We start from the raw sequence: 25,938 nt of genomic DNA, 5'->3' as shown, positions 1-25,938 counted from the left end.
ATTCCTTTGTATGCCTGACTGCAAATGCCTTGCTTCACACATAAAGAAAAATGAGGACTACATATGTAGCCCCCATTATCTAAAAACGATTATTTCTCTTCTTTAGTCTTTGGTGCCTCTTTTTCCTCTTCAGCATCATCATCGTCTTCATCCTCGAAGAAATCATCATCGAATTCATCATCATACTCATCATCGAAATCATCTAAATAATCCGGTGTGAAAAACCTGTAGATACCATATGCCGCTGCTGCAACAGCAACTAATACACCAATGATGGCAAATATGATAACAGCCTTGGAAGGCTTCTTGTCTTCCTCTTCTTTTTTGAGAAGGTCATTAAGCTTTGCCATGCTGAGCTTCTCTGCAAGCTTGTTGTCCTTTAATAATTCTTCAACTTTACTCATAATTCAATCCGCTCCTTTTCCAAAAGTAATTGTCAAATGCTATTTGTTAAATCCATTATAGCATATTATATCCAATTTTCCTATAAAAATTACAATAATTTTAGTCAATTTTTTTCAATTTGGCAAATGAAGCAAACATCTTTTTGGTACCGGCCTTGTCAAAGTCCACAGTGACCTCATAATCCCTGCCGCCTTCTACAATTGCCATGACCTCTCCCGCGCCAAACTTGATGTGTGATACTCTGTCTCCTACCTTATATGAAAGGCCGCCGGTGGTATTGGCACTGGCAAATGACTTCTGATTGCTCACAGGCGTGTAGACAGGTGTCCTTGTACGCTGTGTATTAAAGGTGGTCGCATACTCTGTGCCGTATGTAGGTGTCTTTTTGAAGGCCTCCTTAGCCTTTCTGTAGGTGCTCTGTGAATTTCTTTCAATGTCATCATCACGGCGCTTTGGCTCATAGACCTCACCTGACATAAGCTCACGCGGAATCTCCTTCACAAATCGCGATACCTTGTTGAACTGTGTCTCTCCACGCACCATACGCATGCGTGCAGATGTGATGGTCAGATGCTCCTTGGCTCTCGTGATGCCAACATAAGCAAGACGCCTTTCCTCCTCTATCTCGCTTGTCGCATCATCACTCGTGATTGACATATAGCTTGGGAAAAGACCATCCTCCATGCCCGCCAGATACACATTCGGAAACTCAAGTCCCTTAGCACTGTGCAGAGTCATAAGAACCACATAGTCGCTGTTTTCGTCAAGACCGTCTATATCGGCTACAAGCGCTACCTCCTCCAAAAAGCCACTGAGAGTAGGATTCTCCTCCCCCTGCTCGTAATCAACAGCCTTGTTTATAAGCTCATCAATATTCTCAATACGCTGCTCTGCTTCATCCGTGCCCTCTGCCTTCAGCTCATCGACATAGCCGGTCTCATCGATTATTGCCTGTATGAGCTGCGAAACCGAATCCATCTCGGCTCTCGCACGAAGTGACTGTATAAACATCACAAAAGGCTTTATCTTGCCTGCTGACCTCGCCATGCCCGGCACCTCATCGACATAGCGCAGTGCCGTATAGAAATCTATTCCCTTCTCAATGGCATAGTCTGTCACCTTATTGATGCTTGTAGCTCCGATGCCGCGCTTTGGCACATTTATTATTCGCTTTACCGCAAGGTCATCATGGCCATTGTCAATAGTCTTTAAATATGCAAGGATATCCTTTATCTCTTTTCTGGCATAGAAATTCACGCCGCCGACAATCTTGTATGGTATGTTGGCTGCAATAAATTTCTCCTCGAAGAGACGCGACTGTGCGTTGGTTCGGTAAAGCACAGCACAGTCCTTATAGCGCGCCTCACCCTTTCTCACGAGTCTCGCTATCGAACGCGCCACATAATCCGCTTCCTCGAAGCCACTCTCAAGCTGTTCAAAGGTAATCCTGTCTCCGGCTCCGTTGTCAGTCCAAAGGCGCTTGTCCTTTCTACCCACGTTGTTGGAAATGACGCTGTTGGCGGCATCTAGGATATTCTGGGTAGACCTGTAATTCTGCTCAAGCTTTATGACCTTTGCATCTTCAAAATGCTTCTCAAAGTTTAAGATATTGTAGATATTGGCACCTCTGAACTTGTAAATGGACTGATCATCATCACCAACCACACACAGATTCTTATACTTCATGGCAAGAAGCCTGATAAGCTCAAACTGCACGGTGTTTGTGTCCTGATACTCATCCACCATGATATATCTGAAGCGCTCCTGATAGTAATCCAGCACCTCTTTATCCAGCTTAAAAAGCTCTACTGTCTTCACAAGCAAATCATCAAAATCGAGTGCGTTATTCTGCTTTAGGGCATTCTGATACTCCTTGTATACAAGTGCCTGCTTGCGCTTCACGAAGTCACCTGTGAAGCGGTTTTCAAACTCTATCGGATCAATCATCTCATCCTTTGCAGATGAAATGACATTTAAAAACATCTTTTCCTTATACATCTTGGTATCTATTTCAAGACGCTTGCAGATGTCCTTCATCAGAGCCTTCTGGTCGTCAGCATCATATATGGTAAAATTTGTGTCATATCCCAGCCTGTCAATATACCTTCGCAGTATACGCACACATGTCGAATGGAATGTAGAAACCCATATGCTTTCCGAACCATAGCCCACCATATCATCAATTCGCTCACGCATCTCTCCCGCAGCCTTGTTTGTAAAGGTGATTGCCATGATATTGTAAGGATTGACGCCACACTCATCTATCAGGTAGGCAGTCCTGTATGTAAGAACCCTGGTCTTGCCACTGCCTGCCCCCGCTAAAATAAGAAGCGGTCCCTCTGTGGTCAAAACGGCCTCCCTCTGCTGTTCATTCAACATATCTAAGTTCATCTGTTTTCCTCTCAATTCTCCAGTCTTATTACAGGCACACAAACCATAAATACAAAAATAATTTATCTACAGCATACCACAAACATATGTTTTGCACAACCCAATATGAGAAAAATCAAAAAAAACTTGTCATATAGTTTTCAATACTATATAATAAAAGTCTGAGGTGATGATATGGAGAATGACGTTAAAGAATTTTTATCAGAATTATTAAAACAGCTTAAATCAATAGATTACATAAAGCCGGAGGATATACCAAATATTGATTTGTACATGGATCAGGTCACAACCTTCATGGACGAGCAGCTCGCTGCATCAAAGCGCTATGAAAGCGACAAAATCCTTACCAAGACAATGATAAACAACTATGCCAAAAACAATCTGCTCCCTTCTCCGGACAAGAAAAAGTATTCTAAGGAACATGTGCTCACACTGCTTTTTATATATTATTTCAAAAATATATTGAGCATCAACGATATCCGCTCGATTCTTAATCCGCTTACCGAGAAGTATTTCGGCAATGATGACGGATTTACGATGCAGGATGTCTATACTGAGGTTTTCAGCTTAGAGGCGGAGGAATCGCAGAAGCTCCTAAAGGACCTCGGCAAGAAATACAAGATTGCCGGTGAGACATTTGAGGATTTTCCTGATGAGGATCAGAAATTTCTTCACACATTCAGCTTTATCTGCATGCTGAGCTTTGATGTCTACATCAAGAAAATGCTGATTGAGCGCATGATTGACAATCTAAATGAAGAAAAAGAGGCTTCTTCCCATGAAAATACACATTCAGGAAAAGAAAGTAAAAAAACAGGCTCAAATTAATGAGCCTGTTTTTTTCCCCTATGATAAACTAATCCTCTTTGTCAGAGCCATCCTCCATGCGTGAAAAAACCATATCATATCCATCGTTGCCGTAGTTTAATGATCTGTTCACACGGCTGATTGTGGCTGTGGAAGCCCCGGTCTTTTCTGCTATATCAAGATATGTCTTCTGCTCTCTAAGCATCTTTGCCACTTCAAATCTCTGTGATAGAGAAAAAAGCTCATTTACAGTACAAACATCCTCAAAAAATGTATAACACTCTGCTCTATCCTTGAGACACAAAATAGCATCAAACAAATGGTCTACTGCTTCTGTTTTAAGATTCTTGCTCATCGTGTTCTCCTTTTTCATGCGATTTATTTATTTTTAATTTTAACATATTAAAGTTTTAAAGTAAACAGCTTTCTTGCAATTAAATTATGATATGTTATACTAATGTTACTATCGCCTAATAAATCAGAATGGAGTAAATTGAAAATGAAAAAAGTAGGATATTTCTTTTACACATTTGTCCCACTGCTTGCAGTTGAGGCAATTCAGACTATCGCCTTATTCTTTATGATGGGCATGGGGGTGTTTGGACAGGGTTTTGTCGGAAAACTTGCTTTTCCGTCTGCAAACGTATCGGACCGCCTTGAAAAGACATTTACCTCTGTAAATTTTAACATGATGATTATGGTCATCTATGCACTCATTACCATTGCGATTTTTGGCATGTGGTACTATGCCAGATACGAAGGTAATTTTCTTCCATCCCCTAAGAAAACCTTCAATCCCATGATGATTGTGGCAATCGTCATACTCGTGCCGGGTACACAGTTTGCTGCCAATTTCATCGCTAACTTAACCGGCTACATCCGTCCCGACTGGCTGCAGCAGTACAACGAGCTTTTTGAGACATCAGGCATCACAGATACCACCTTTGTGACAGTACTTTATTCTGTAATACTGGCGCCAATCTGTGAGGAGCTTATATTCCGCGGTGTAACCATGCGCTGTGCCAGAAAGGCTTTGCCATTTGCTCTTGCCAATCTGATGCAGGCTGCACTTTTCGGACTGTTCCATCTCAACTGGATTCAGGGCATATATGCCTTTGCACTTGGCATAGTGCTCGGATATGTGTGCGAACGCGGTGGCTCTATTTACTACTCTATGGGGCTTCATCTGCTTTTCAACCTTTGGGGCACACTTTCAGGATTTTTCCCTGATCCCGGTAATAGTGTAGTGGTCTTTGTGGTTGTGATTGTGGTTACAATTGTTTCACTGGTGGCCGGATTTGTACTGTTCAACAAAGGACGAAGAAAGCTCCCCATAAATTCTACAGGAATATAGACACGCCCGCCAGACTTACTATCATCATAATCATGCCGGCAAGCAGTACTCCAAGCATGACAGCGGCAACTGTTGACTTGAAATCCATATCAAGGATACTTGCCGCAAGTGTTCCTGTCCATGCACCTGTTCCCGGAAGTGGGATACCTACGAAAAGTAAAAGTGCAACAAACAGACCTCTTCCGGCCTTTGCCTGAAGCTTCTTACCACCCTTCTCTCCTTTTTCAAGGCAGAAGCTGAAGAACCTTCCAATAATTGGTTTGTCTGCTCCCCAGATGAGAACCTTTCTTGCAAAAAGATAAATAATTGGTACCGGAAGCATATTTGCAATGATACAAACGATAAATGATGGCACTATCGGCAGCCCCATCACCTGTGAAACCGGAACCGCTCCTCTGAGTTCAATAAGTGGTACCATTGAAATTAAAAAGATGTAAATATATTTTTTTAACATGAATAATTCTCCAAAAATTTAATTAGTGTATGCATCTGCTCATCCGTTCCTATGGATATTCGCAGATAGTCGTTGATTCGCTCAGGTGAGCTGAAATGTCTGACAAATATATTGTCTGCCTTAAGGTCCTCAAAAAGCTTTGTTGCAGAAACATTTGCGGGCTTTGCAAATATAAAGTTGCTCTTTGAGTCACAGAATGTAAAGCCAAGTCTCTTAAGCTCTTTCTTTGTCCATTCACGTGTCTTTATAACCTTTGCTGTGGTCTCTTCAAAGTATGCTCTGTCTTTTACCGCTGCTGTAGCTGCTTCGATTGTGATTCTGTCCATTGTATATGAATTGAACGAATATTTCACATCATTCAGATACTTGATAAGCACAGGACTTGCCATGGCAAAACCAACTCTTGAGCCTGCCAGCGCGCGTGATTTCGAGAATGTCTGTACCACGATGACATTATCATATTTGTCAATGAGTGGAAGCGCACTCTCCCCGCCAAAATCCACATATGCCTCATCTACTACGACAATTACATCCTGATTATGCTTTATTATATCCTCTATCTCATCAAGAGGCATGAGCTTTCCTGTCGGGGCATTAGGGTTTGGAAATACGACTCCGCCGTTTGCCTTATAGTAATCTGACGGTACTATTGAAAAATCATCAGACAATGGAAGTTGCTCATAAGGGATTCGAAGCATATCTGCCCACACATCATAAAATGAATATGTAATATCAGGAAACAGTATCGGCTTTTTCGAATTGAAAAATGTCATAAAAATCATGGCAAGTACATCATCAGAGCCAACTCCGACAAACACCTTTGAGCTGTCTATCTTATAGAAATCCGCAATTGCATTTACCAGCTTATCAACCCTTGGATCAGGATACAGTCTTAAATCATCTGTATTGAAATTACTTAAAACTTCCTTCACTCCCGGTGCTGGCGGATAGGGATTCTCATTTGTATTTAACTTAATAACACAGGTATTCTTTGGCTGTTCTCCCGGTGTATAAGGTACAACCTTTCGAATGTTATTTTCCCAGTCTCTCATTCTTTTCCTCCAAATTTAATTATATGTCAGCCCATACATATTTACTAATCATTCAATTTTCTTCTCAAAAAAACATGATATCAAACATAAAATCAGCGTTTTTATTCACTTTAAAATATGCACCCAAAAAAATGCTAACAATTTTACTTTACCTCATTTACTTATGTTTGTAAAGGTTGTATATTACACTTAATCACTATTTTTATATATATTTTTATCTATTTTTAATCAAGGGGGATTATAAATAATGACTAAAAATAATTCAAAGGATCTCACCGTAGGTTCTCCTACCGGGCTCATTCTGGGCTTTTCCCTTCCGCTGCTTCTCGGAATGCTTTTTCAACAGGTTTACAGCCTTATGGATACAATAATCGTCGGTCGTTTTCTAAGTGTTTCGGCCTTAGCCGCAGTCGGCTCTACCGGAAGCATCTGCTTTCTCATCATCGGCTTCTGCCAGGGTGTGTGTGCCGGCTTTTCACTTCCTATAGCACAGCGCTTTGGTGCCAAGGATGAAAAAGGACTTAAAAAATATGTAGGAAATGCAGGAATTGTCTCTGTAATTATCGCAATAATCATGACGGCACTCACTGTGCTTCTCTGTGGTCACATTCTGACCTGGATGAATACGCCAGGCGACATTTACGACCTCGCCTACCAGTATCTGATTGTCATATTTGCAGGCATTCCTGCCACAATACTGTACAATCTGCTGTCAGGATATCTGAGATCTCTCGGCAACTCGGTCATACCTGTTATTTTCCTTATAATCGCGGCAGTTCTAAATATCGGTCTTGATTTACTTTTCATTCTGGTATTTAACATGGGCGTGTTTGGAGCGGCTTTTGCAACCGTACTGTCACAGGGTGTATCAGGAGTGCTGTGCATCATTTACATAGCAAAAAATGTACCTCTGCTGCATGTAAGCAGAAATGATTTGGAGCTTGACTCTTCATATGTCAGAAATCTGATGGTCATGGGACTTCCTATGGGCTTTCAGTATTCGATAACCGCTATAGGCAGCGTCATACTGCAGACTGCCGTAAACGGCTTAGGCTCCATCGCAGTTGCCTCAATGACCGCTGCAAGCCGTATTTCAATGTTTATGGTGTGTCCATTTGACGCACTCGGCTCCACAATGGCCACCTACAGTGGACAAAATGTCGGCGCAGCCAAATTTGAACGTGTAAAGAAGGGGCTTATTTCAGCCTCAGTTATAGGATCGGTCTATTCGGTTTTGATTTTTGTGGCACTGCTGTTTATAGCCAACTATCTGATTTACCTGTTTGTATCACCAAGCGAAACAGAGGTTGTCGCACAAGCTCATCAGTTTCTGCTGATAAATGCATTTTTCTACATCCCGCTCGTTCTGGTAAACACAATCCGTTTCACCATACAGGGTATGGGTTTTTCCGGCTTTGCGATGTTTGCAGGAGTAGCAGAAATGATTGCGCGTTCGCTCATCGGACTTGTATTTGTACCGATATTCGGCTTTTCTGCCGCCTGCTTTGCAAGCCCACTCGCATGGATTCTCGCAGATGCCTTCCTGGTGCCTGCATTCATCCACTGCCTGCATAAATTGCAGAAAGCAAAATCTAGTCAAGTTACAAGTCTTTAGTAAAAAGTCATTACCAATGATGTATTTAATAGTGTATTTAAAAATTAATTTATTTCACAACCTAAGGAAAGCACCGGCGAACATACTATATATTGAGCTTTACGAAGCAGCTTAGAAGCAGTTAGAATTATGTCCACCTACAACAATGCCCCAGCATGGACGCTGGGGCAAGGCGTTATGCGCCATGGACGGCGCATAAAAGCCGGTTGTGTCATGGTCTAAACACCCTAAATCATAATTCTTACTGCTTCTTAGCTGCCGTAGTACTTGCGAAATATATAGTATGGTTCGCCGGTGCTTTCCGCATTATAAAAAGATAATTGAAAATCTTATGCATTTACCGCATCTATAAATTTTTGGAATGCTGCACGTCCCTCATCAGTGCACTTGTACACTCCTGCACACTCAAGCACTTCTTTAAATACAAGTCCAATCTCCTCATTGATGATAACATCAATATTAGACTCATCAATCTTATCATACTTAGACATAAACTTAAGAGCCCAGTCAGCATGTGATGCAAGAGTCTCAGTCGAATGCAGATCCTTTCCTGTAAGGATTGCATCCCTAAGCTCTGCCATCTCACCCTTTAATCTGGCCGGAAGCACTGCAAGTCCCATTACCTCGATAAGTCCGATATTCTCCTTCTTTATGTGATGAAGGTGGGCATGCGGATGATATACGCCAAGCGGATGCTCCTCTGTGGTGATGTTGTTTCTGAGCACAAGGTCAAGCTCATAGTCTCCGTCACGACGTCTTGCTATAGGTGTGATAGTGTTGTGTGGCTCTCCATCTGTCTCTGCAAAAATAAATGCTTCTTCATCTGTGTAGCCTCTCCATGCAAGAAGAATCTTATCTGCAAGGTCAATAAGCTTATCTTTGTCTGCTGACTTGATTCTGATAACAGACATAGGCCATTTTACGATACCTGCCTCGACATCCTCGTAGCCCTTGAATGTGATTTCTTTCTCTATCGGAGCCTTTGCCATAGCGAAGGTATAGTGTCCGCCCTGGAAATGGTCGTGACTTAAGATAGAGCCTCCAACGATTGGCAGATCTGCATTTGAGCCTACAAAATAGTGTGGAAACTGTGTCACAAAATCAAGCAACTTTCCAAATGTGGCACGCTCGATTTTCATCGGTGTATGCTTTGAATTGAACACGATACAGTGCTCATTGTAGTATACATATGGTGAGTACTGGAAAAACCACTGGCTGTTGTTTATTGTAACAGGGATAATTCTGTGGTTTTCTCTTGCAGGATGGTTTACGCGGCCTGCATAGCCCTCATTTTCCTTACAAAGCTGGCACTTTGGATATGCACTCTGCTTTGCATTTTTAGCGGCAGCAATTGCCTTTGGATCCTTCTCAGGCTTTGAGAGATTGATTGTCACATCAAGTGTGCCATACTCTGTGTCTGTGGTCCATTTCATATCCTTCTTTATGCGCTGTCTTCTGATATAATTGCTGTCACAGCTTAATTTGTAAAAATAATCGGTTGCCGCAAGTGAAGACTCATTGTCGTATAAATCCTTAAAGCGAGCTCTGATCACGCTTGGTGCATTTACAAGGCAGCCCATCAGCTTTGTATCAAAAAGATCCTTGTATACAATGCTGTTTTCTTTCATGATGCCATTGTCATATGCGTATGTCATCATATCCTCGAGTATAGCCTCAAGCTTCTCCTCTGCCTCTTCCTGTGTCCATGCAGGCTGAGCCTCTACCTTTTCAAATGTCTCATCCTCAATATCGTCCACTCCGAGTACCTCGAGAAGTCTGTTTACTGTGTATACCTCATCAGCAGGGTCAACAAGTCCTGTTGTAAGACCATATTTTACTAATTCTAATATTCTCTCCTGAATCATGTCATGCTCCTTAATCATTGTCGGGAAAAACCTGTTTATCCGTTACTGTTATTTCATATTGCTAATTTTATGCCAGACGGCTAGGTCCGTCTCCGATTGAAACAACATAAAACTCAGGTGTCTTTCCAACCTTCTCTTCATAGGCCTTTGTCAGGTTTGCCTTAAACTGATCAATAGCCTCGTCCTTTACTATGCTGACTGTGCAGCCTCCAAAGCCGCCGCCTGTGATTCGTGATCCGATAACACCCGGAATCTTCCATGCCTCATCAACAAGTACGTCAACCTCAGGACATGATGTCTCATAATCATCACGAAGTGATACATGTGAAGCATTCATAAGCTTTCCAAATGTCTCGATATCATTTTCCTTCAGTGCCTTAACAGCCTTGATGGTACGCTGGTTCTCATAAACCGCATGCTTGCCTCTCTTACGTGCAACCTCATCCTTAATCGCATCCTTATGAGCCTCGAACTCTTCATCTGTCAGGTCACCGAGAGTCTTGATGTCACATACTGTCTGTAAATCCTTAAGAGCCTGTGCACTCTCATTTCTTCTGTCATTGTAAGCACTTGTTACAAGGCTGTGCTTAACCATGCTGTTTGTAACCACGATCTTTGCACCGTCCAAAACGATTGGTGCATACTCAAAATCAAGAGTATTGCAGTCAAGGAAAATTGCATTGTCCTTTTTGCCCATTGCAGATGCAAACTGATCCATGATACCGCAGTTACAGCCGTTGTAGTTGTTCTCTGAATACTGACCGATAAGTGCAATATCCTGATTTGTCACGTCAAAGCCGTAAATATCCTTTAACATATATCCTGTAACCACCTCAAGAGATGCTGATGAAGAAAGTCCTGAGCCGTTTGGAATATTTCCGAATAAAACAATATCAAGACCGCTTTCAAGCTTCATTCCGCGTCCCTCGAAAGCCCACATAACGCCCATTGGATAGTTTATCCAAAGTCCGTCCGGATCAGGTGTAAACTCATCAAGTGATGACTCAACCACCCCCAGATTGTCAAAATTCATAGAGTAGAAACGAAGCTTCCTGTCGTCGCGCTTTCTTGCTGCCATATATGTACCGATGGTCAGTGCACAAGGGAACACATGTCCTCCATTGTAGTCAGTATGCTCACCGATCAGATTTACACGTCCCGGAGCAAAATATACTCTGATATCCCCATCTGCTCCAAAAAGCTCCTTGAATTTGTCTAATACGTTCTGCTGTATCATTTTTTCTTCTCCTTTGCTGATTGTATTTGCGTTAAATTGATAGTTAAAATAATTCGTTTTTTCTTTATAACTCTATTATAACTGCACATTTTTACATTGCAATACATCCGACTGAAAATGCAACATAACAAATCAAATCATGCAACAAAATTACATATGTTATTATTTTATTTTTTAAAATTTTTAATAACATCAAGTGCCGGCAGCACATTTCCATCATAGTCAAAGAGTGCCTGGTTTGCCCACTCATTGCCGCATGGTCCCGGATCATTCATGTACTTAAGTGAAGCAGGTGTAGCCCAGCCTGAGCCCGGTACAGGAATCCACGCAGGCTCCCACCAGAAAAATCCTTTTCCGTGGTCATCCACAACATTTGCCACTCTGTTTAAGAAATCCTTTGTAAAGTCAGCCTGTCCCTCAATAGTCATAGGATAATCTATCTTCTCAACAAGCTCCGGTTTTGTCGCATAACCCTTGCGCTCAGAATCAGCAAGCTTCTCGTACTCCTGGTAGCTGTCCATTGTAAAGCCCATGGATACCTCAGCGATGATAAGGTCCTTATTGAAACGCTTTGCAATATCGTTCATATTGAACTCAAGCTGATCGAGCGAGCCGTGCCAGAAAGGATAGTATGACAATCCGATATACTCAAACTCCTCTCCTCTTTCGATGAAGTTTGTAAACCATCTGACATAAAGCTCATTGTTTCCACCATTATCAAGGTGAATCATAATCGGAATATCAGCATTTACCTTGCGGCAGGCACGTATTCCGGCATTCACAAATTTTGCTATATTATCGTAGTCAGGTACCTTTCCCTCAGGCCACAAAAGTCCGTTTGAAAGCTCATTACCTACCTGAATCATTGTGACATTTACACCTGCCTCAATAATCTTTGTCAGATTTTCAAGTGTAAAATCATATACAGCCTGCTCCAGCTCGTCCACACCGAAATCTTTCCATGCCTTTGGCTTAATCTGCTTTCCCGGGTCTGCCCAGAAATCACTGTAGTGGAAATTCAAAAGCACTCCAAAGCCTGCATCTGTAACCTTTTTTCCGATAGCGATAGTCTCAGCCAGGTCATTGTTACCCGCACCGTAAGGCTCACCCTCCTCTGATTTTGGGTCGTTCCACAGACGAAGACGGATTGTATCAACATCATGCTCCTTCATGATGTCAAGAATATCCTTCTCCTTTCCATCCTCGTAGTATTTTGCTCCGCAGCGTTCCAGCTCGAGCAAGGTTGATAAATCCATACCCTTAATAAATTTTGACATTTTAATTCTCCTTAATTCTTATATCATTTATCCTTATATCATTTATTTACACCATGAGAGCAGTCCCAGTAATAGTCCCTGCTCTCAAAATGCGTAATAATATTCCTTACAACCTTAAAATGCTAGATTCCACGGAAACAGAATGTGAATTCCATTTTCTCTGAGGCATCAAGCAGATACTCCGGATGAGTATGTGCGCCCCAGCTGTCGTCTCCGCCTACACCCATCTGCTTCTTTGCCACACGGACAACAGTATAGTGTACAGGTGGAAGCTCAAAGTGATGTGCAGCATTTTCCAGCTCATGTGGTGTATATGGCAGTGCCGAGAACGAAAGCTCATCACCAAAGAACAGCATGCCTCTGCCCTTCTTATCCATTACCTTTGCATATCTTACTCTGCACTTGTTGCCGCTCTCCTGCGGAACGAGGTACTCGGCAATGTTGTCTGCCACTTTATTCTCGTATACACCATACTTTCCGCCATGCTGTCTGTCCTCGTATGTCTCCTGTGGTCCGAGTCCGTACCATTTCACTGTATCATAATCGGCATCCAGCTTGAACATCATGCCAAACTCCGGCATATCGCCAAGTTCCTTTACAGGGTCATATGACAGAGTTGTCTCTATTGTTCCATCACCAAACACTCTGTATGTCACCTCGCATGAACTCTGCGGTGTGGTAGGCATGAAATAAGTGTATGTGATGGCGATATTGTTATCATTTTTTTCTACCCTTGGTGATGTATCTGCAAAGCGCTGATCCTGTCTGGTGGTCACATACATGCTGGCAATCTTCCACTGTGCATAGCGCTGTGGCATCATGTTGCCGGAATCATTGTTGGTAGGTGTTCTCCAGAAATTCGGCAGTGGAATAGTATTTGGAAGCATCTCGACGCCACCATATACATATGAAACCATTCCCAGATTCATTCTTGAGAAAAGTGCCTTGAAGTTCTCACCTCTTACAAGGATATTTCCGTTTCCAACAACAAGCTCAACTGATTTGTCGCATGAATACTCACTTACAGGCTTCTTTATCATATGCTGTCCGAATGCAATCTCATATCCTGCCTTTTCCCAGATGGTGTTTTCCTTCAATACAAATGATACGACAATACAGTACTCTTTTTCCACATCTATCATGGAATTTTTAAGATTCACCGGAATCTCATAGCTTGCCCTATCCATCGGTGGAACAGATATCTGAAGCTTTGTCCTGTAAACCTCCTCACCGTCTGCAAGAAGAATGGCAAAAGCATCAAAAACCGATGTATTTACAAAGAGATTTTTGTTTGTGACTGTAAAGATGTAGTCGCTGTCAAAATCAACCGATATATTCTGATAATTAAACTTCACCTCCTGCATCTTTGGAGAAGCCTCTCTCTCTCCGCCATAACAGATGCCGTTTCCGCTGAAATCTCCATCTGTAGGCCTGTCGCCGAAATCTCCGCCATATGTGAGGAACCACTTGCCGTATCTGTCCTTTTTGTAGATTGACTGGTCAATATAATCCCAGATAAATCCGCCCTGATATCTAGGCTCGCGGTCTGTAAGCTCTGTATATTTGTGCATAGCACCGCAGGAATTTCCCATTGCATGTGTATATTCACAGCAGATAAACGGTTTCTCAGGATGCTCTGCCAGGAATTTTTCAATGCCTGCAGCCGGAGTATACATCTGGCTTTCCATGTCGCTTGTGTCATTATAGCTTCTATCGCTAAATACTCCCTCATAATGAACCAGACGATGCTTATCAAGCTGTCTGAAAAGCTGTGACATCTCATATATGGTCTTGCCGCCAAACGACTCATTGCCGCATGACCAGATAAGGATTGCCGGATGATTTTTATCCCTCTGATAGCATGAGTTGGCACGGTCCAGCATCATTTCTCTCCACTGTGGCTTGTCCTTTGGCACAACAAAGTCAAGGTCAACATAGCCCTTATTATATGCCTCCCATGTGCCATGACTCTCAAGATTGTTCTCAGCTATCATATAGATTCCATAAATATCGCAAAGCTTATAGAGCATGGAATCATCAGGATAATGGCTTGTTCTTATAGCATTGATATTGTTCTTTTTCATTGTGACAATATCCTTTATCACCTCATCACGGTTTGGCACACGGCCTGTTATTGAGCTGAACTCATGGCGGTTTACACCCTTAAATACAATACGCTTACCGTTTAGCTTCATGAGTCCGTCTACCATCTCAAATCTTCTGAAGCCTGCCAGCTGGCTGATAAACTCAGTCTCATTTCTATGCGTATCTTTAACTATAATTTTAACCTCATACAGATTCGGCTTTTCAGCACTCCATAACAGAGGATTTTTCACATTACATGAGCCCTCGCAAATTTCCTTATTCCTAAGCTCTATATCAAACTCTTCCAATAAAAGTTTTGCCCTGTCATATTTTTCCACAGACAAATCGCCCAGCTCATAAAGCTTTACACTTGCAATACCATCACCATCTGCCTTTATTGACACACTAAGTGTGCCCTCGTCAAAGGTATCATTAAGTGTAGGAACAACTGACAGATCCTCCACATGTGCACAAGGAACAGCATACAAAAATACATCTCTGAAAATGCCTGAAAATCTGTAAAAATCCTGATCCTCACACCAGCTGCTTGATGTCCATTTCCATACCCTGACCGCAAGCTTGTTCTCACCCTCAATAATATAATCAGTCAGCTCGAAATCAGACGGATCAAATGTGTCCTCACTGTAGCCGACATAGTGTCCATTCAGCCAGAGTGCAAAACCGCTCTCCACTCCCTGGAACGAAATACACACCCTCTTGTTCTTCATATTCTCAGGGATTGTGAAATACTTCACATAGCTTGCAACCGGATTAAAAATCTCAGGTACCTCGCCCGGCTTTATAGACTCATCAGCCTCCCACGGATATGTGGTATTCGTATAGATTGGCACGTCATAGCCTTCCATCTGGATATGTGCCGGAACCCTGATTTCATCCCAGCCTTTGCAATCATAGTCAGCTGCCTCAAAGCCACAAGGAGCCAGGGACTGATTCTTTGCATATGCAAACTTCCATAAGCCGTTCATATCATATCTCAGGCTTGATTTTCCTTTAATTTTCTCCAGTTCATTTTTATAGCACACATGATCCGAATGAGCCGCAAGTCTGTTCTGCTCAAATATTTCCGGATTCTTAATGATATTTGAATCAAAATTACTCATATTTTATACACTCCTATCTACTGTATTTATTATTTGATACATGTCTGTTTTAAACACAAAGCCTCTTATAAGACGAAGGCAAATAATAAATATTATTTGCCTTCTTGATTTTTAACAATATTATTTTACTTTTATTTAACAGATCCTGTAATTCCCTCTGCAAACTGCTTCTGGAGCACAAAGAATACGAGCATTGTAGGGATGGAGCAGAAAAGAACGCCCATCATCAGTACACCGTAATCTACTGTATATCCTGCTGCGAGGTTTGCAATAAGCATTGGCATTGTGATAGCATCAGGCTTATTGAGGATTACCTTTGGCCACAGGTATGAGTTCCATGCATTCATGAATGTGATAACTGCAGCTGCTGCATATGTTGATTTCTGTACAGGCATATACATCTTGAAGAAAATACCAATCTCACTGAGTCCGTCAATTCGTGCCGCCTCCATTATATCGACTGGGAAGTTTCTCGAATTCTGTCTGAACATCATGATGAGGAACGGCGTTGAAATAGCCGGGAGCATGAAGCCCCATACCGTATTTATAAAGCCGAGCTTTGACATCATCTTGAACAGAGGAATAAGTGTAGCTACCTGCGGAATCATCATGGCAAGAAGTAAAACTGAGAACAGCTTATCCTTTGCCTTGTCATGATAGAGCTCAAAGCCGTAACCGGCAAGTGAGCAGACAAGCAGTGCTATAATTGTCTGAACTGTTGCATTGATAAGTGAGTTTTTCATTCCAAGTGCAACGTTCTGTGATGCAAACAGTTTCTTTAAGTTCTCAAGGGCATAGCCACCAAATGCAATTCTACCTCTTGCAATGTCAATAGACTTGTTGGTCGCTGCCGATATCATCCAGAAAAACGGAAATACTGAGATGAACGAAACTATTACAAGAAAAATGTATGAAGGTATAAGCCTTTTTTGTATTGATGATCCATGTTTTTTCTTAGTCACGCTTGTCACCTACTTTCAGATTGATAAATGCCAGTATAGCAACCATGATGAATACGATAACAGACATTGCTGATGCATATCCAAAGTTTGCAACGCCTTCACCAAACGAGCCGTTATAGATATAATGTGACATGGTGATTGTCGCATTTGCAGGTCCACCCTTTGTCAGGTTTACAGACTCGTCGAAGAGCTGTAATGTACCGTTTATTGACATGATGGTTGTCATAACAATTGTAGGTCTAAGAAGAGGAACCGTGATAGACCAGAAGGTTCTCCAGCCGCTTGCTCCATCTATCTTTGCCGCCTCGTAAACAGAATACTCAATATTCTGGAGACCTGCTAAAAAGAACACCATATTATATCCTGTCCATCTCCAGATAAGAGCTACTATGATAATAATCTTAGCACTCCAGCCTGTACCAAGGAAGTTAAAGTTATTCTCTAATATTCCAAGTTTAACAAGGATTGTATTGATAAGTCCCTGTGTTGCAAAAAGCGATTTAAAAATCAATGCATATGATACGAGTGATGTTGCACATGGTAAAAATACACATGTACGGAAAAGTCCTTTAAATTTAAGATGCTTGTTGTTAAGTAACTGTGCCAGTAAAATTGCCAGTACAAGCATGATTGGAACTTCGATAATTAAATATAGGAATGTGTTTCCGATAGATCTCTTGAAAACCGCATCCTGAAACATTCTTGTGTAATTGTAGGCAAATGGATTAGCCCACTGCATATTTGCACTTGAACCGGTTTTAAATGATGTAATAACAGCCTGGATTATAGGCCAGAAGCTCATTATGAAAATGAGTATTGTTGCCGGAGCCAGATACATCCAGCCGGCTGCCCTTTGTTTACCGGTTATGCTCATTCCTTTTTTCTTATTTTTCACTGTAAAGGCCTCCTAACTATAAGTCTTTGAGAAAAAACAGGGAGCCATTTAATGGCTCCCTGTACATTTGCCATCAAGCTAACAGATTAAAGTCCCATTGTGAATTTAAGGTCATCCTCTGCTGTCTTTATCTCTGAATCGATATCTGCACCATTCTGAGTAATATTGATAAGTGCTGTAGCAAGCTTCTTACGTGCATCGTAGTGGAAATCGCTCTGCTCGATTATCTTAACATTTGCACCCATCTCAACGATCTTAGCGTAAATTGGCTGGTTGTTGAAATACTCAACACCCTCGTTGTAAACCTCTGACTTGCCTGCAGGTGTATATGTAGTGATAACACCACCATTCTTAAGAGCATTGTCATATGTCTCAGATACACCCTTGTCTGTATAAGATCCGCCACCGAATGTATATGCTAAGAATTTCTTAGCAAGGTCTGCCTGCTTGCAGTTGCTTGTGATGTAAAGTGAAGAACCACCGTTTGATGCATAGCCTTCACCACCCTCAAGTGTTGGAAGAGATGTAATCTCCCACTTTCCACTGTTGTCTGTAACCTTCTCGATTGTAGGAATGATCCAGTTTCCGTTCATAACGCCTGCAACCATGTCTCCCTGAATAACCTGATCTGTGTAATCTGACCAGTTATTTGCAAGGTAAAGAACATTGTTGTCGATCATATCCTTAAGTACCTGCATGATTTCTTTTAATTTAGCATTGTCTACAAATTTTGGCTTGCCATCCTTGAACTGTGACTCACCCTCTGCCTGAAGCATCATGTAGAATAAATCGTTTCCGTCTCCATCCATGCAAAGTAAGTATTTTCCTGTCTTCTCGTATACTTTCTTACCTACCTCGATGAAATCCTTCCAAGAGATACCTGTCATATCATCGATTGTGTATCCTGCCTGCTCAAGAAGATCTGTTCTGTAAGCAAAGATTACTGTTCCGTTATCAACAGGGAATCCAAAGTGCTCTCCGTCGATTGTAGAGAATGATAACTTCTCCTGACTGAAATCATCCCACTTAACATCTGCATCATTTGCTGATACCCATGCATCAGGATAATTTGTATGGTACTGCCGGAAGTAGTGATCCTGGAATAATACGATGTCAGGAAGTGTACTGTAATCCCCAGCTGAGCCTGCTGTTGTAATTGCTGTCTCAATGTCAGATGACCCTGACTGCTCCTCGATATTGAGTACAAAATCAGGATCTACATTTTTCTTGTAATCCTCTGCTGCTGCTTTGAGTGCCGGGATATTGAAGTTTGGATCCCAAGCCCAGGCTGTAAGTGTATGGCCGTCATCTACTGTCTCTACCTTCTTACCTGTCTTTTCTGTGCCATCTCCTGATGAAGATGAGTCTCCACATCCGGCTGCAAGTGAGGCAACCATTGTTGTTACGAGTAATAATGAAACTACTTTCTTTTTCATTTTTCTTCCTCCCTAATAAAAATGATGTTTCTGCAATACTACGTTTACAATTCATTCATAATCATATTATTTTAATTGGGCATTTTGACTACGAATATTTGTCCGTTTCTTGATTACATAGTCATTATAACCATATACGTTGTTTCTGTGTTAACAAATTCCACACAATTATATGCATATTCAAACATAAATGTACAAAAATATGCGAAAAGACATGTTTTCTACCATCCCTTTAGTGCAGATATCCTAAAATTGAGTAGTTTATGCTCATAATTTTCAGGATTTATCTTCCACTGATATGGCGAAGTGTTCAAAAATTTGCGGAAATTACGGTTAAAAGTTGACTGAGTTGTAAATCCACATTTTTGTGCAATAAGCTCCATCGGCTCATTTGTCTTTTTCATAAGCTCGCACGCCTTCTGCACTCTTATCAGATTCAGATACTCCATAGGCGGCATATTGATATATGATTCAAACAGTCTCCTGAAATGAGTCTCACTCATATTGCACAGTGACGAAAGCTCCCCTGCCTTTATTGTTTCACTGTAATGCTTATTCATATAGTCAAGCGCCGTGGCTATCTGTGACATATTAGTGCCCTTTACGACATCATTATCTTCCTCCGGCAGCTCATCATACTTGCGCAGCAATTCAATTACAATTCCCTGCACAAGAAGCTTTATTGTTCTCTGGGAATATTCCTTGTGCTCATTAGTTTCCCTAATGATGGAATTTATATATCCGGCCACAACCGGGCTTTGGTATACATTGGTCATAAATGCTTTTTTTGAGATGGTCGAAACTGCATCATTCTGGAATGCCGCATTGTTTGGAAACATTTCTTCTATCACAGAGCGCAGGTCAATGAAAATATACTCCCAGAAATTTACCACCTCACCATAGCTGACTGTAACATGCGGAAAATTCTCAGGTATAAATGTGATATCGCCGTCATGATACTGGTAAATATCCTCATCCAGATACATATTTCCATCTCCCTCGCGGCAGATGCCGATTTCAAGCAGATTATGGAAATGCAGGTGTAATTCATCATGACCATACACTCTCTTCCATGATTCTCCACACAGCACAAGTGCAGATTCTCCCTGTGGCAACTCATAAAATCTGAATTCCATCGTGTCTTTTTTTCTTTTCGCCATATATACTCTCCTTTGTAGCGAAATGCAAAATACGCTGCTGCTATTATAGCAGCAGCGTACTAATCACTACTTTAATCAAAATCGAACTTGTCGAATCTCTTGTACATAGCCTTGTACTTCTTGCGGACATCCTCGTTGCCCTGAAGTACCTCTTCCTCTGTACCTCTGAACTGACAGCGGATGCAGCTATAAATACCTGTTTCCTTATTATAGAACATATCAATATCAAGATCCCTCATAAAACATAAAGGACATCTGTAATTTAATTTGCCTTTTCCAAGTTGAGCCATGTTGCAAATACCTCCTTGTCTTTAATCTGTTTCTTGTAACCAAGCTTGAACATTGGAGAGAATGCATATCCTTCCTCAATGTATCCCTCTGCCTTTGCAGATGGTGTGAGTGAAACCTTTGTCTGAATTGCAGGAATTACTGCGCTTACTGCAGTTGCTCCGTCAAGCTTTGCATCACGACACTTGTACTCATAATTGATGCTCTGTGGGTTTTCTCCCTCACATGTAAGTGTGATGCCTGTCATATCCTCAGGATACTCTGTTGTTCCGTAGCATGCTGTGATGTACTCATCGAGATAAACCTCTGCATCTGGATCACTCATGCTAAGGATATTACGCTCAATCTTGATGTTTGATGAACCCTCCTCAAAGTATTCCTTTGTCTGAAGAGTAAGCTTAACATCATAAAACTCAATATCTACAGGATCAAGTGTAAGGATTCTTGTCTTCTTGCCATCAATAACTTCCTCTGAAAAATGGCTGTGTGTAGGACAGAGACACAGGTCAACCTCCTCACCGTTGTGTGAAAGCTTGGCACTTCTTACTGTTCCAGCTCCTGCATAGTGTGTAAAGTATCCTGCTCTGTATTTCTCCTGAATAAGGAATGGATAAGATGCATCCTGTACATGCTTTGTTCCGATTCCTACAGGCCACTCAAGCTTTGCAACGTATGGACGAAGGTCTACGATTGCTCCACCCTGATCCATGTTTACGCATGCTCTCATGTATGGGTCACAGTACCAGAAAAGCTGCTTGTCTGAGCCGTAAAGGATATCTCTCCATGGTGCACACTCAGGCTCATTGTAGTTACCTGCGTTGACACCCTTCTTCTCTCTGAAGTAATCAGCGAACTCTGACATTGTCATGTCGATGAGTTTACCCTCTTTCTTTAACTTGCCATAGTAATTACAGCCGTCTGTGTATGACTTTAAGAGAAGCTCATATGGCTGCTCCCAGCGTCCCATCTTGTTCATCCAGCCAGGTCCTACGAACATCATGTTGTATGAATATCCGTTATTGTATTTTGCAAGGTCTCTGTACTGGTCGATGAGGTTGTAAAGATATGGATACTCCCATGTCTTTGTATCATAAATCATTCCACGAAGCACGTTCTGTGGATGTGTTCCGAAGTTTGAGCCGTTTCCGTCATAGCATGCAATAAGGTCACGTGAGAGATGTGGAATTGCTACGATTCCGCTATCCTCTTCCTTATTTGCTGCTGGCGCATGTGTGTTCTGCTTTGATGGAATCCATGGTGCCCATGGGCCTCCGTCGAAGAGTGTGTACCATGAGTTGTTACATGTGTGGTATGCCTTTGGGCCTTCCTCCCAGCATGTTGCAACTGCACATTTTACCATTGGGTATTTTTCTTTTATGTAGTTTGTAAGGTCTGCATCCATATAGTATGAGCCTGTTGACTCAGGATAGAAACCGAATCTGTCGTGGAATTTCTCGAAAACATCATTTACGATAGCTTTCTTGTCCTCCATTGAGAACATCCAGATACAGAAATCCTTTGTCTTATACTTCTCTCTAAACTCCTCACATGGAAGTCCAAGGAGTGAAAGTGCTATCTCATCACCGTATTTCTCGTGATCCTGCTTTGCAAGTTCTACTGCCTCATCATTAAAAAGTGAAGCATATGTCATCTGGATTGTGGTTTTGAGTCCCGCCTCATGTGCAAGTCTCTGCTGTGTCTTGAAGATGTCGAGTGACTCTGTGATAAGCTTCTTATCTCCAATATCCTCTTCTTTTCCCTGTCCTGTCACTGTTGCTGAGTACTCAGGCACCATCTCAGGGCGGTGAATGATGTTAACAATAAATTTGTCCATCCGTTGTTTCCTCCATTTGCTTGTAATTTAATTTATTTCTTAGGTGCGTTTTTCGCGCAACCGCTTGTTCTAGACTTAGTATATTACAGTATTATGATTATGTCAATGTGCAATTTCGACATTTTTTAACTTTTGTTTTCAAGCATTTTTCACAAACAAGGGATTGGGTGCGCGTTTTTATGCGCAACTTTTGCGCATTGGTCGTAGGTCGGTACGTAAGCTTGGAACTGTTGAGGACACGCACTTTCGCCCTCGCTACGCTTCGCGACTAAGATTCTGTACGAAATTATGCTCTTAGGTTTTCTATGCACGACGAAACCGTCGAAACGCGCCCTCCATGGCGCGGTTCTCCTCGCACCTGCGTCCATGCAGGTGCGTTTCTGTACTTCATTGGCATAATTTCTACAGTATCTAAGTCTCTTCGCTATGTGCTCCTGCTAAAGCGCGTATCTCCCCGACAGTCCCCGGCTTACGTACCTTACGTTGTGACAGAAATTTAAATAAATGTTTTTAATCTTGCGCTTATTATGTTATCATGTAACTGAGATATAATTAATGATTCATTATAAATAGAAAGAGGTGTTTATATGTGTAGTATTGCAATAAAAATACCAGATGAAGTATTATACGATACCAAAATGACCAAAGATGAAGCTAATGCTTTTGCCAAGAAAGCTACTGCTCTAATGCTTTATTTAAAAAACCATATTTCTATTGGATATTGTGCACAGATAGCCGGAATGAGTGAGGAAGATTTCATCAAATATCTAGGCAATAATAATATATCTATCTTCAGTTTTGATGATGAAGCAGAATTTATAGAGGAGATGAATAATGCGTAGGGTAATTGTCAATTCAACACCATTAATTGCATTGTGCAATGCAGACTTACTTAACATTTTATTTCTTCTGTAAAAAATGCAATAACCAAAATTCAATCAAACGGATTCTATATAAATGAAAATATCATTAAACTAGCATTAAAACAGGCAGGTGAATTATGATTAAAATAGCATTCTTTGATGTGGATGGCACCCTGCTTCGGCTGGGACATAAAGAATTATCAGCAAACACTGCTGCTGCACTTAGGCAGCTCCACCAAAATGGCATCATCCTTTGTATGGCTACCGGAAGAAGCTACACAGGTGTGCCTCATTTTGATGGAATTGATTTTGATGTCCTGCTCACCTTTAACGGCTCATTCGTCACCAAAGGCAATGATATCATCTTCAAAAATCCTATTAATGAGCACGACAAATATCAGATAATTTCCAATCTAAAGCATATGAACCGCGCCATTGCAATCAGCAACGAGCATATGATTGTCACAAACGGTACCGACCCTGATTTAGAGCAGTACTTTGCCTTCGGCAGCGAAAAGCTTAAAATCGCTGACAATTTTGACGAGATAAGCAGGACTGATATATATCAGATTATGTGCTCCTGCCAAAAAGATGAGCACTCACAGATTCTATCCGGTGCGCCACACTCACAGATAACTGCATGGTGGGATAAAGCCGCTGATATTATTCCGCTTAACAGCGGCAAAGGCAATGCTGTTGCTGCAGTGCTTAAGCATTATGGCTTCTCAAAGGATGAAGCAATTGCTTTCGGTGACGGACATAACGATATTGAAATGCTTGAGGCCGTAGGCATTGGTGTTGCCATGGGCAATGCAAAGGACGAAGTCAAGGCTAAGGCTGATTTTGTGTGCCAATCAGTTGAGAATGACGGAATATATCATTACTGTGTTGAAAACAAACTGATTTTTTAGAGAAATATACTTATGAACATAGACAACAATTTACGACAACTACTCGAAAACGAAACAAAAATACATCTCGCGGAAATCCGCTTTCTCTACCAGAAGCTCGACAGACAGCTTGGGCTTAACGGTGCAAGGGTTCCTATCACATTTGGCTTTGATACGGACAGGCTCGGTGCATACACTCCGGGCTTTGGGCAGGATGAAGAAGAATTTCATTTTTCGCTGCTTTTCATCGGCTACTGTGTGACAAAGCCCTTGTCAAAGGATGACAGGATGGATTTATATAAGCACGAATATGCCCACTATATGCAATATAATATGGATATACCGGACAAGTACAACTGGCAGCCCGGCATCCACGGAAGTGCGTGGAAATATTGCTGCTCACTTATCGGAGCAGCTCCCACTCCTTACTACAAAGCCGGTGAAGGACTTATTAAGCACGATTATGATAAGGTTCTCAAAAAGAAAATTACTGACAAGAGTATTCCTATCCGCGACACATATTCACGCGAGCAGGAATACCGCAAAAAGAAAAACAGTACTGTAAAATTTAATATCAATGACGATGTCAATCATCCAAAGTTCGGCAAGGGCACCATTGAACATATCGAGCAGCTCGAAGGCTCAGTTCGGCTGCATGTCAGATTCGGTGAAGGTCTTAAGAAAATTGATCAGAAATGGCTGCTTCAGGCAGGCATGAAAAAGGCAGGTGCACCAAGGCACATATAGCGTTATGCTATCATACATTACATTATTTCAAGTTCGTGAAAAATCCTTACTATCTCATTCCAGGAAGCTATGTTTTCTTTTAAATATAATTCCCCTTTTCTACTATTTTATAATATTTTCTCTGTGGTCCCAATGATTTTTCACTGTAATATACTTCCGTCAACCCTCCTTTATTCAGTCTTCTTAGAATGGCATAAATAGTGCTTTCATCTGTATCCGGGAAAAGTCCCTGCAATATTTTAATTATATCGTATCCATATCTGTCTTCTTGTTTTAAAAGCTGTAAAATACATATATTTAAGATTCCTCTTTTTAGCTGTGAATCCATTTATGATTTCCTCTCAAATTTTAATTTTAACAATAAAATTGTCCCCAAAATCAGTGTCTGAATATATAATAAACTACTATATGCTATTATTTTTTCAAGCCCAAGCGTTCTTTCTATATAAAACATATGTAACTGATTTATAAAATACATTAAACAGGTAATAATACCAAGTATATGAAATATCGTTATAAAACCCAATTCCCTGTTTATTATATATTTCTTTAAGATGATGTAAATAATAATACAACTCAGAATAATTATAGCTGTTGTAACTAATACCACATAATAACTCCCTAAGCCAGCCTCATTCTTTTTCATTACCAGAAATACCTCTGTTAATAAAATAAAAAAGAATAATCCGATTAATAACAGATGGTTTTTAAATTGCATATCACATGTTAATTTTGATTTTTTAAGAATAAACAAACCTGCAACAAATACTAGAACATTAGCTATCAGAGCAACCGGATAAAAATTCCAGCCGTTTTTATCAAAGTATCTTAACAAACTGACGCATAGCACATAATATATAACCAGCGTGGCAATTGTCTGTAATAAAACACTACTCTTCAATGGAAACGTATGCTCTTTTCCTTCTTTTGAATCTTTGTATAAATTTCTCGCGATATCAAACGGTTTTCCTAAGCCGGAACATATTTCGTACTCGCTTTTTTCAGCCATTTCTTCATTTTCGAACCATTCTTCATAGTCTTTAATTAAACTATCACAGTCATCATCCCCAAAATAAAATGATAAGCTAATATAAAGTTTCTCCAAAAATTTCTTTTTTGAATTTTGCTTTTGCATTATAACACCCTCTCTACTGATTAACACTCTACTGTTTATTAGTCACTAGTTAAGTATAATATATT

At 41.1% G+C, this 25,938-nt stretch carries 23 protein-coding genes; 6 read left to right on the top strand and 17 right to left on the bottom strand.

Features of this window, described 5'->3' with window-relative positions; genetic code table 11:
• Positions 1 to 89: 89 nt before the first annotated feature.
• Together EUBREC_RS06190 and pcrA are read right to left on the bottom strand one after the other, a co-directional pair.
• Complete coding sequence (locus tag EUBREC_RS06190; protein WP_012742255.1) at positions 90 to 404, bottom strand: hypothetical protein; 315 nt, start codon at positions 402 to 404, stop codon at positions 90 to 92.
• A 100-nt stretch (positions 405 to 504) separates the two neighbouring features.
• The gene (gene pcrA, locus EUBREC_RS06185) at positions 505 to 2,796 is read right to left on the bottom strand and encodes a DNA helicase PcrA (RefSeq protein WP_012742254.1); all 2,292 of its coding nucleotides are present in this window, start codon (positions 2,794 to 2,796) and stop codon (positions 505 to 507) included.
• 174 nt (positions 2,797 to 2,970) lie between these two features.
• On the opposite strand from pcrA, the gene EUBREC_RS06180 reads away from it, so the two are divergent.
• Positions 2,971 to 3,624, top strand: coding sequence for a DUF1836 domain-containing protein (locus EUBREC_RS06180; RefSeq protein WP_012742253.1), 654 nt, complete (start codon positions 2,971 to 2,973; stop codon positions 3,622 to 3,624).
• 28 nt (positions 3,625 to 3,652) lie between these two features.
• Here the strand turns inward: EUBREC_RS06180 and EUBREC_RS06175 are convergent, their stop codons facing one another.
• Complete coding sequence (locus EUBREC_RS06175; RefSeq protein WP_015517093.1) at positions 3,653 to 3,958, bottom strand: YerC/YecD family TrpR-related protein; 306 nt, start codon at positions 3,956 to 3,958, stop codon at positions 3,653 to 3,655.
• Between the two features lie 144 nt (positions 3,959 to 4,102).
• Here EUBREC_RS06175 and EUBREC_RS06170 point away from each other — a divergent pair, with 144 nt between their 5' ends.
• Positions 4,103 to 4,957: a type II CAAX endopeptidase family protein gene (locus EUBREC_RS06170; protein WP_041253982.1), complete on the top strand. Its 855-nt coding sequence runs from the start codon at positions 4,103 to 4,105 to the stop codon at positions 4,955 to 4,957.
• Here the strand turns inward: EUBREC_RS06170 and EUBREC_RS06165 are convergent.
• Both EUBREC_RS06165 and hisC read right to left on the bottom strand, forming a co-directional pair.
• On the bottom strand, positions 4,944 to 5,411 hold the full coding sequence (locus tag EUBREC_RS06165) for a COG2426 family protein (protein WP_012742250.1): 468 nt from the start codon (positions 5,409 to 5,411) through the stop codon (positions 4,944 to 4,946). The genes EUBREC_RS06170 and EUBREC_RS06165 overlap by 14 nt on opposite strands.
• On the bottom strand, positions 5,405 to 6,463 hold the full coding sequence (gene hisC / locus EUBREC_RS06160; protein ID WP_012742249.1) for a histidinol-phosphate transaminase: 1,059 nt from the start codon (positions 6,461 to 6,463) through the stop codon (positions 5,405 to 5,407). The genes EUBREC_RS06165 and hisC overlap by 7 nt, the downstream gene beginning before the upstream one ends.
• 247 nt (positions 6,464 to 6,710) lie before the next feature.
• Here hisC and EUBREC_RS06155 point away from each other — a divergent pair, with 247 nt between their 5' ends.
• Entirely contained in the window at positions 6,711 to 8,078 is a 1,368-nt protein-coding gene (locus EUBREC_RS06155; RefSeq protein ID WP_012742248.1) for an MATE family efflux transporter, read from the top strand.
• A gap of 329 nt (positions 8,079 to 8,407) precedes the next feature.
• Here EUBREC_RS06155 and galT read toward each other — a convergent pair whose 3' ends face one another.
• The 10 genes from galT to EUBREC_RS06105 form a co-directional block, all read right to left on the bottom strand.
• Positions 8,408 to 9,943, bottom strand: a complete 1,536-nt coding sequence (gene galT / locus EUBREC_RS06150; protein ID WP_041253980.1) for a UDP-glucose--hexose-1-phosphate uridylyltransferase — start codon at positions 9,941 to 9,943, stop codon at positions 8,408 to 8,410.
• Positions 9,944 to 10,010: 67 nt separating this feature from the next.
• On the bottom strand, positions 10,011 to 11,180 hold the full coding sequence (locus tag EUBREC_RS06145; RefSeq protein ID WP_012742246.1) for a galactokinase: 1,170 nt from the start codon (positions 11,178 to 11,180) through the stop codon (positions 10,011 to 10,013).
• Between the two features lie 167 nt (positions 11,181 to 11,347).
• The gene (locus EUBREC_RS06140) at positions 11,348 to 12,457 is read right to left on the bottom strand and encodes a glycoside hydrolase family 53 protein (protein WP_012742245.1); all 1,110 of its coding nucleotides are present in this window, start codon (positions 12,455 to 12,457) and stop codon (positions 11,348 to 11,350) included.
• Positions 12,458 to 12,579: 122 nt separating this feature from the next.
• On the bottom strand, positions 12,580 to 15,663 hold the full coding sequence (gene lacZ / locus EUBREC_RS06135) for a beta-galactosidase, LacZ type (RefSeq protein WP_012742244.1): 3,084 nt from the start codon (positions 15,661 to 15,663) through the stop codon (positions 12,580 to 12,582).
• A 131-nt stretch (positions 15,664 to 15,794) separates the two neighbouring features.
• The gene (locus tag EUBREC_RS06130; RefSeq protein WP_012742243.1) at positions 15,795 to 16,625 is read right to left on the bottom strand and encodes a carbohydrate ABC transporter permease; all 831 of its coding nucleotides are present in this window, start codon (positions 16,623 to 16,625) and stop codon (positions 15,795 to 15,797) included.
• The gene (locus EUBREC_RS06125; protein ID WP_408629361.1) at positions 16,618 to 17,499 is read right to left on the bottom strand and encodes a carbohydrate ABC transporter permease; all 882 of its coding nucleotides are present in this window, start codon (positions 17,497 to 17,499) and stop codon (positions 16,618 to 16,620) included. Before EUBREC_RS06125 ends, EUBREC_RS06130 begins: the two co-directional genes overlap by 8 nt.
• A 107-nt stretch (positions 17,500 to 17,606) precedes the next feature.
• Entirely contained in the window at positions 17,607 to 18,956 is a 1,350-nt protein-coding gene (locus EUBREC_RS06120; RefSeq protein WP_012742241.1) for an ABC transporter substrate-binding protein, read from the bottom strand.
• 221 nt (positions 18,957 to 19,177) lie between these two features.
• On the bottom strand, positions 19,178 to 20,116 hold the full coding sequence (locus EUBREC_RS06115; protein ID WP_012742240.1) for an AraC family transcriptional regulator: 939 nt from the start codon (positions 20,114 to 20,116) through the stop codon (positions 19,178 to 19,180).
• A 71-nt stretch (positions 20,117 to 20,187) separates the two neighbouring features.
• Positions 20,188 to 20,406, bottom strand: a complete 219-nt coding sequence (locus tag EUBREC_RS06110) for a hypothetical protein (protein ID WP_041253978.1) — start codon at positions 20,404 to 20,406, stop codon at positions 20,188 to 20,190.
• The gene (locus tag EUBREC_RS06105; RefSeq protein WP_012742238.1) at positions 20,379 to 22,238 is read right to left on the bottom strand and encodes a hypothetical protein; all 1,860 of its coding nucleotides are present in this window, start codon (positions 22,236 to 22,238) and stop codon (positions 20,379 to 20,381) included. The genes EUBREC_RS06110 and EUBREC_RS06105 overlap by 28 nt, the downstream gene beginning before the upstream one ends.
• A gap of 587 nt (positions 22,239 to 22,825) precedes the next feature.
• Between EUBREC_RS06105 and EUBREC_RS06100 the strand changes: the two genes are divergently transcribed.
• The 3 genes from EUBREC_RS06100 (at position 22,826) to EUBREC_RS06090 (ending at position 24,738) form a co-directional block, all read left to right on the top strand.
• Positions 22,826 to 23,080 (top strand): UPF0175 family protein, encoded by a 255-nt coding sequence (locus tag EUBREC_RS06100; RefSeq protein ID WP_012742236.1) that lies wholly within the window; start codon positions 22,826 to 22,828, stop codon positions 23,078 to 23,080.
• Positions 23,081 to 23,238: 158 nt separating this feature from the next.
• Entirely contained in the window at positions 23,239 to 24,012 is a 774-nt protein-coding gene (locus EUBREC_RS06095; protein WP_012742235.1) for a Cof-type HAD-IIB family hydrolase, read from the top strand.
• A gap of 12 nt (positions 24,013 to 24,024) precedes the next feature.
• Positions 24,025 to 24,738, top strand: a complete 714-nt coding sequence (locus EUBREC_RS06090; protein WP_012742234.1) for a hypothetical protein — start codon at positions 24,025 to 24,027, stop codon at positions 24,736 to 24,738.
• Positions 24,739 to 24,817: 79 nt separating this feature from the next.
• Here EUBREC_RS06090 and EUBREC_RS06085 read toward each other — a convergent pair whose 3' ends face one another.
• A complete protein-coding gene (locus tag EUBREC_RS06085; RefSeq protein ID WP_012742233.1) occupies positions 24,818 to 25,066 on the bottom strand; it encodes a PadR family transcriptional regulator in 249 nt (82 codons plus the stop codon).
• Positions 25,067 to 25,873: a DUF1700 domain-containing protein gene (locus tag EUBREC_RS06080; protein ID WP_012742232.1), complete on the bottom strand. Its 807-nt coding sequence runs from the start codon at positions 25,871 to 25,873 to the stop codon at positions 25,067 to 25,069.
• Between the last annotated feature and the right edge of the window lie 65 nt (positions 25,874 to 25,938).

The sequence above is a fragment of the Agathobacter rectalis ATCC 33656 genome (genome assembly GCF_000020605.1).
Classification (GTDB): Bacteria; Bacillota; Clostridia; order Lachnospirales; family Lachnospiraceae; genus Roseburia; species Roseburia rectalis.
Note: the sequence above shows the minus strand (reverse complement) of the source record. Positions and strands in the feature narration are given on the sequence as shown.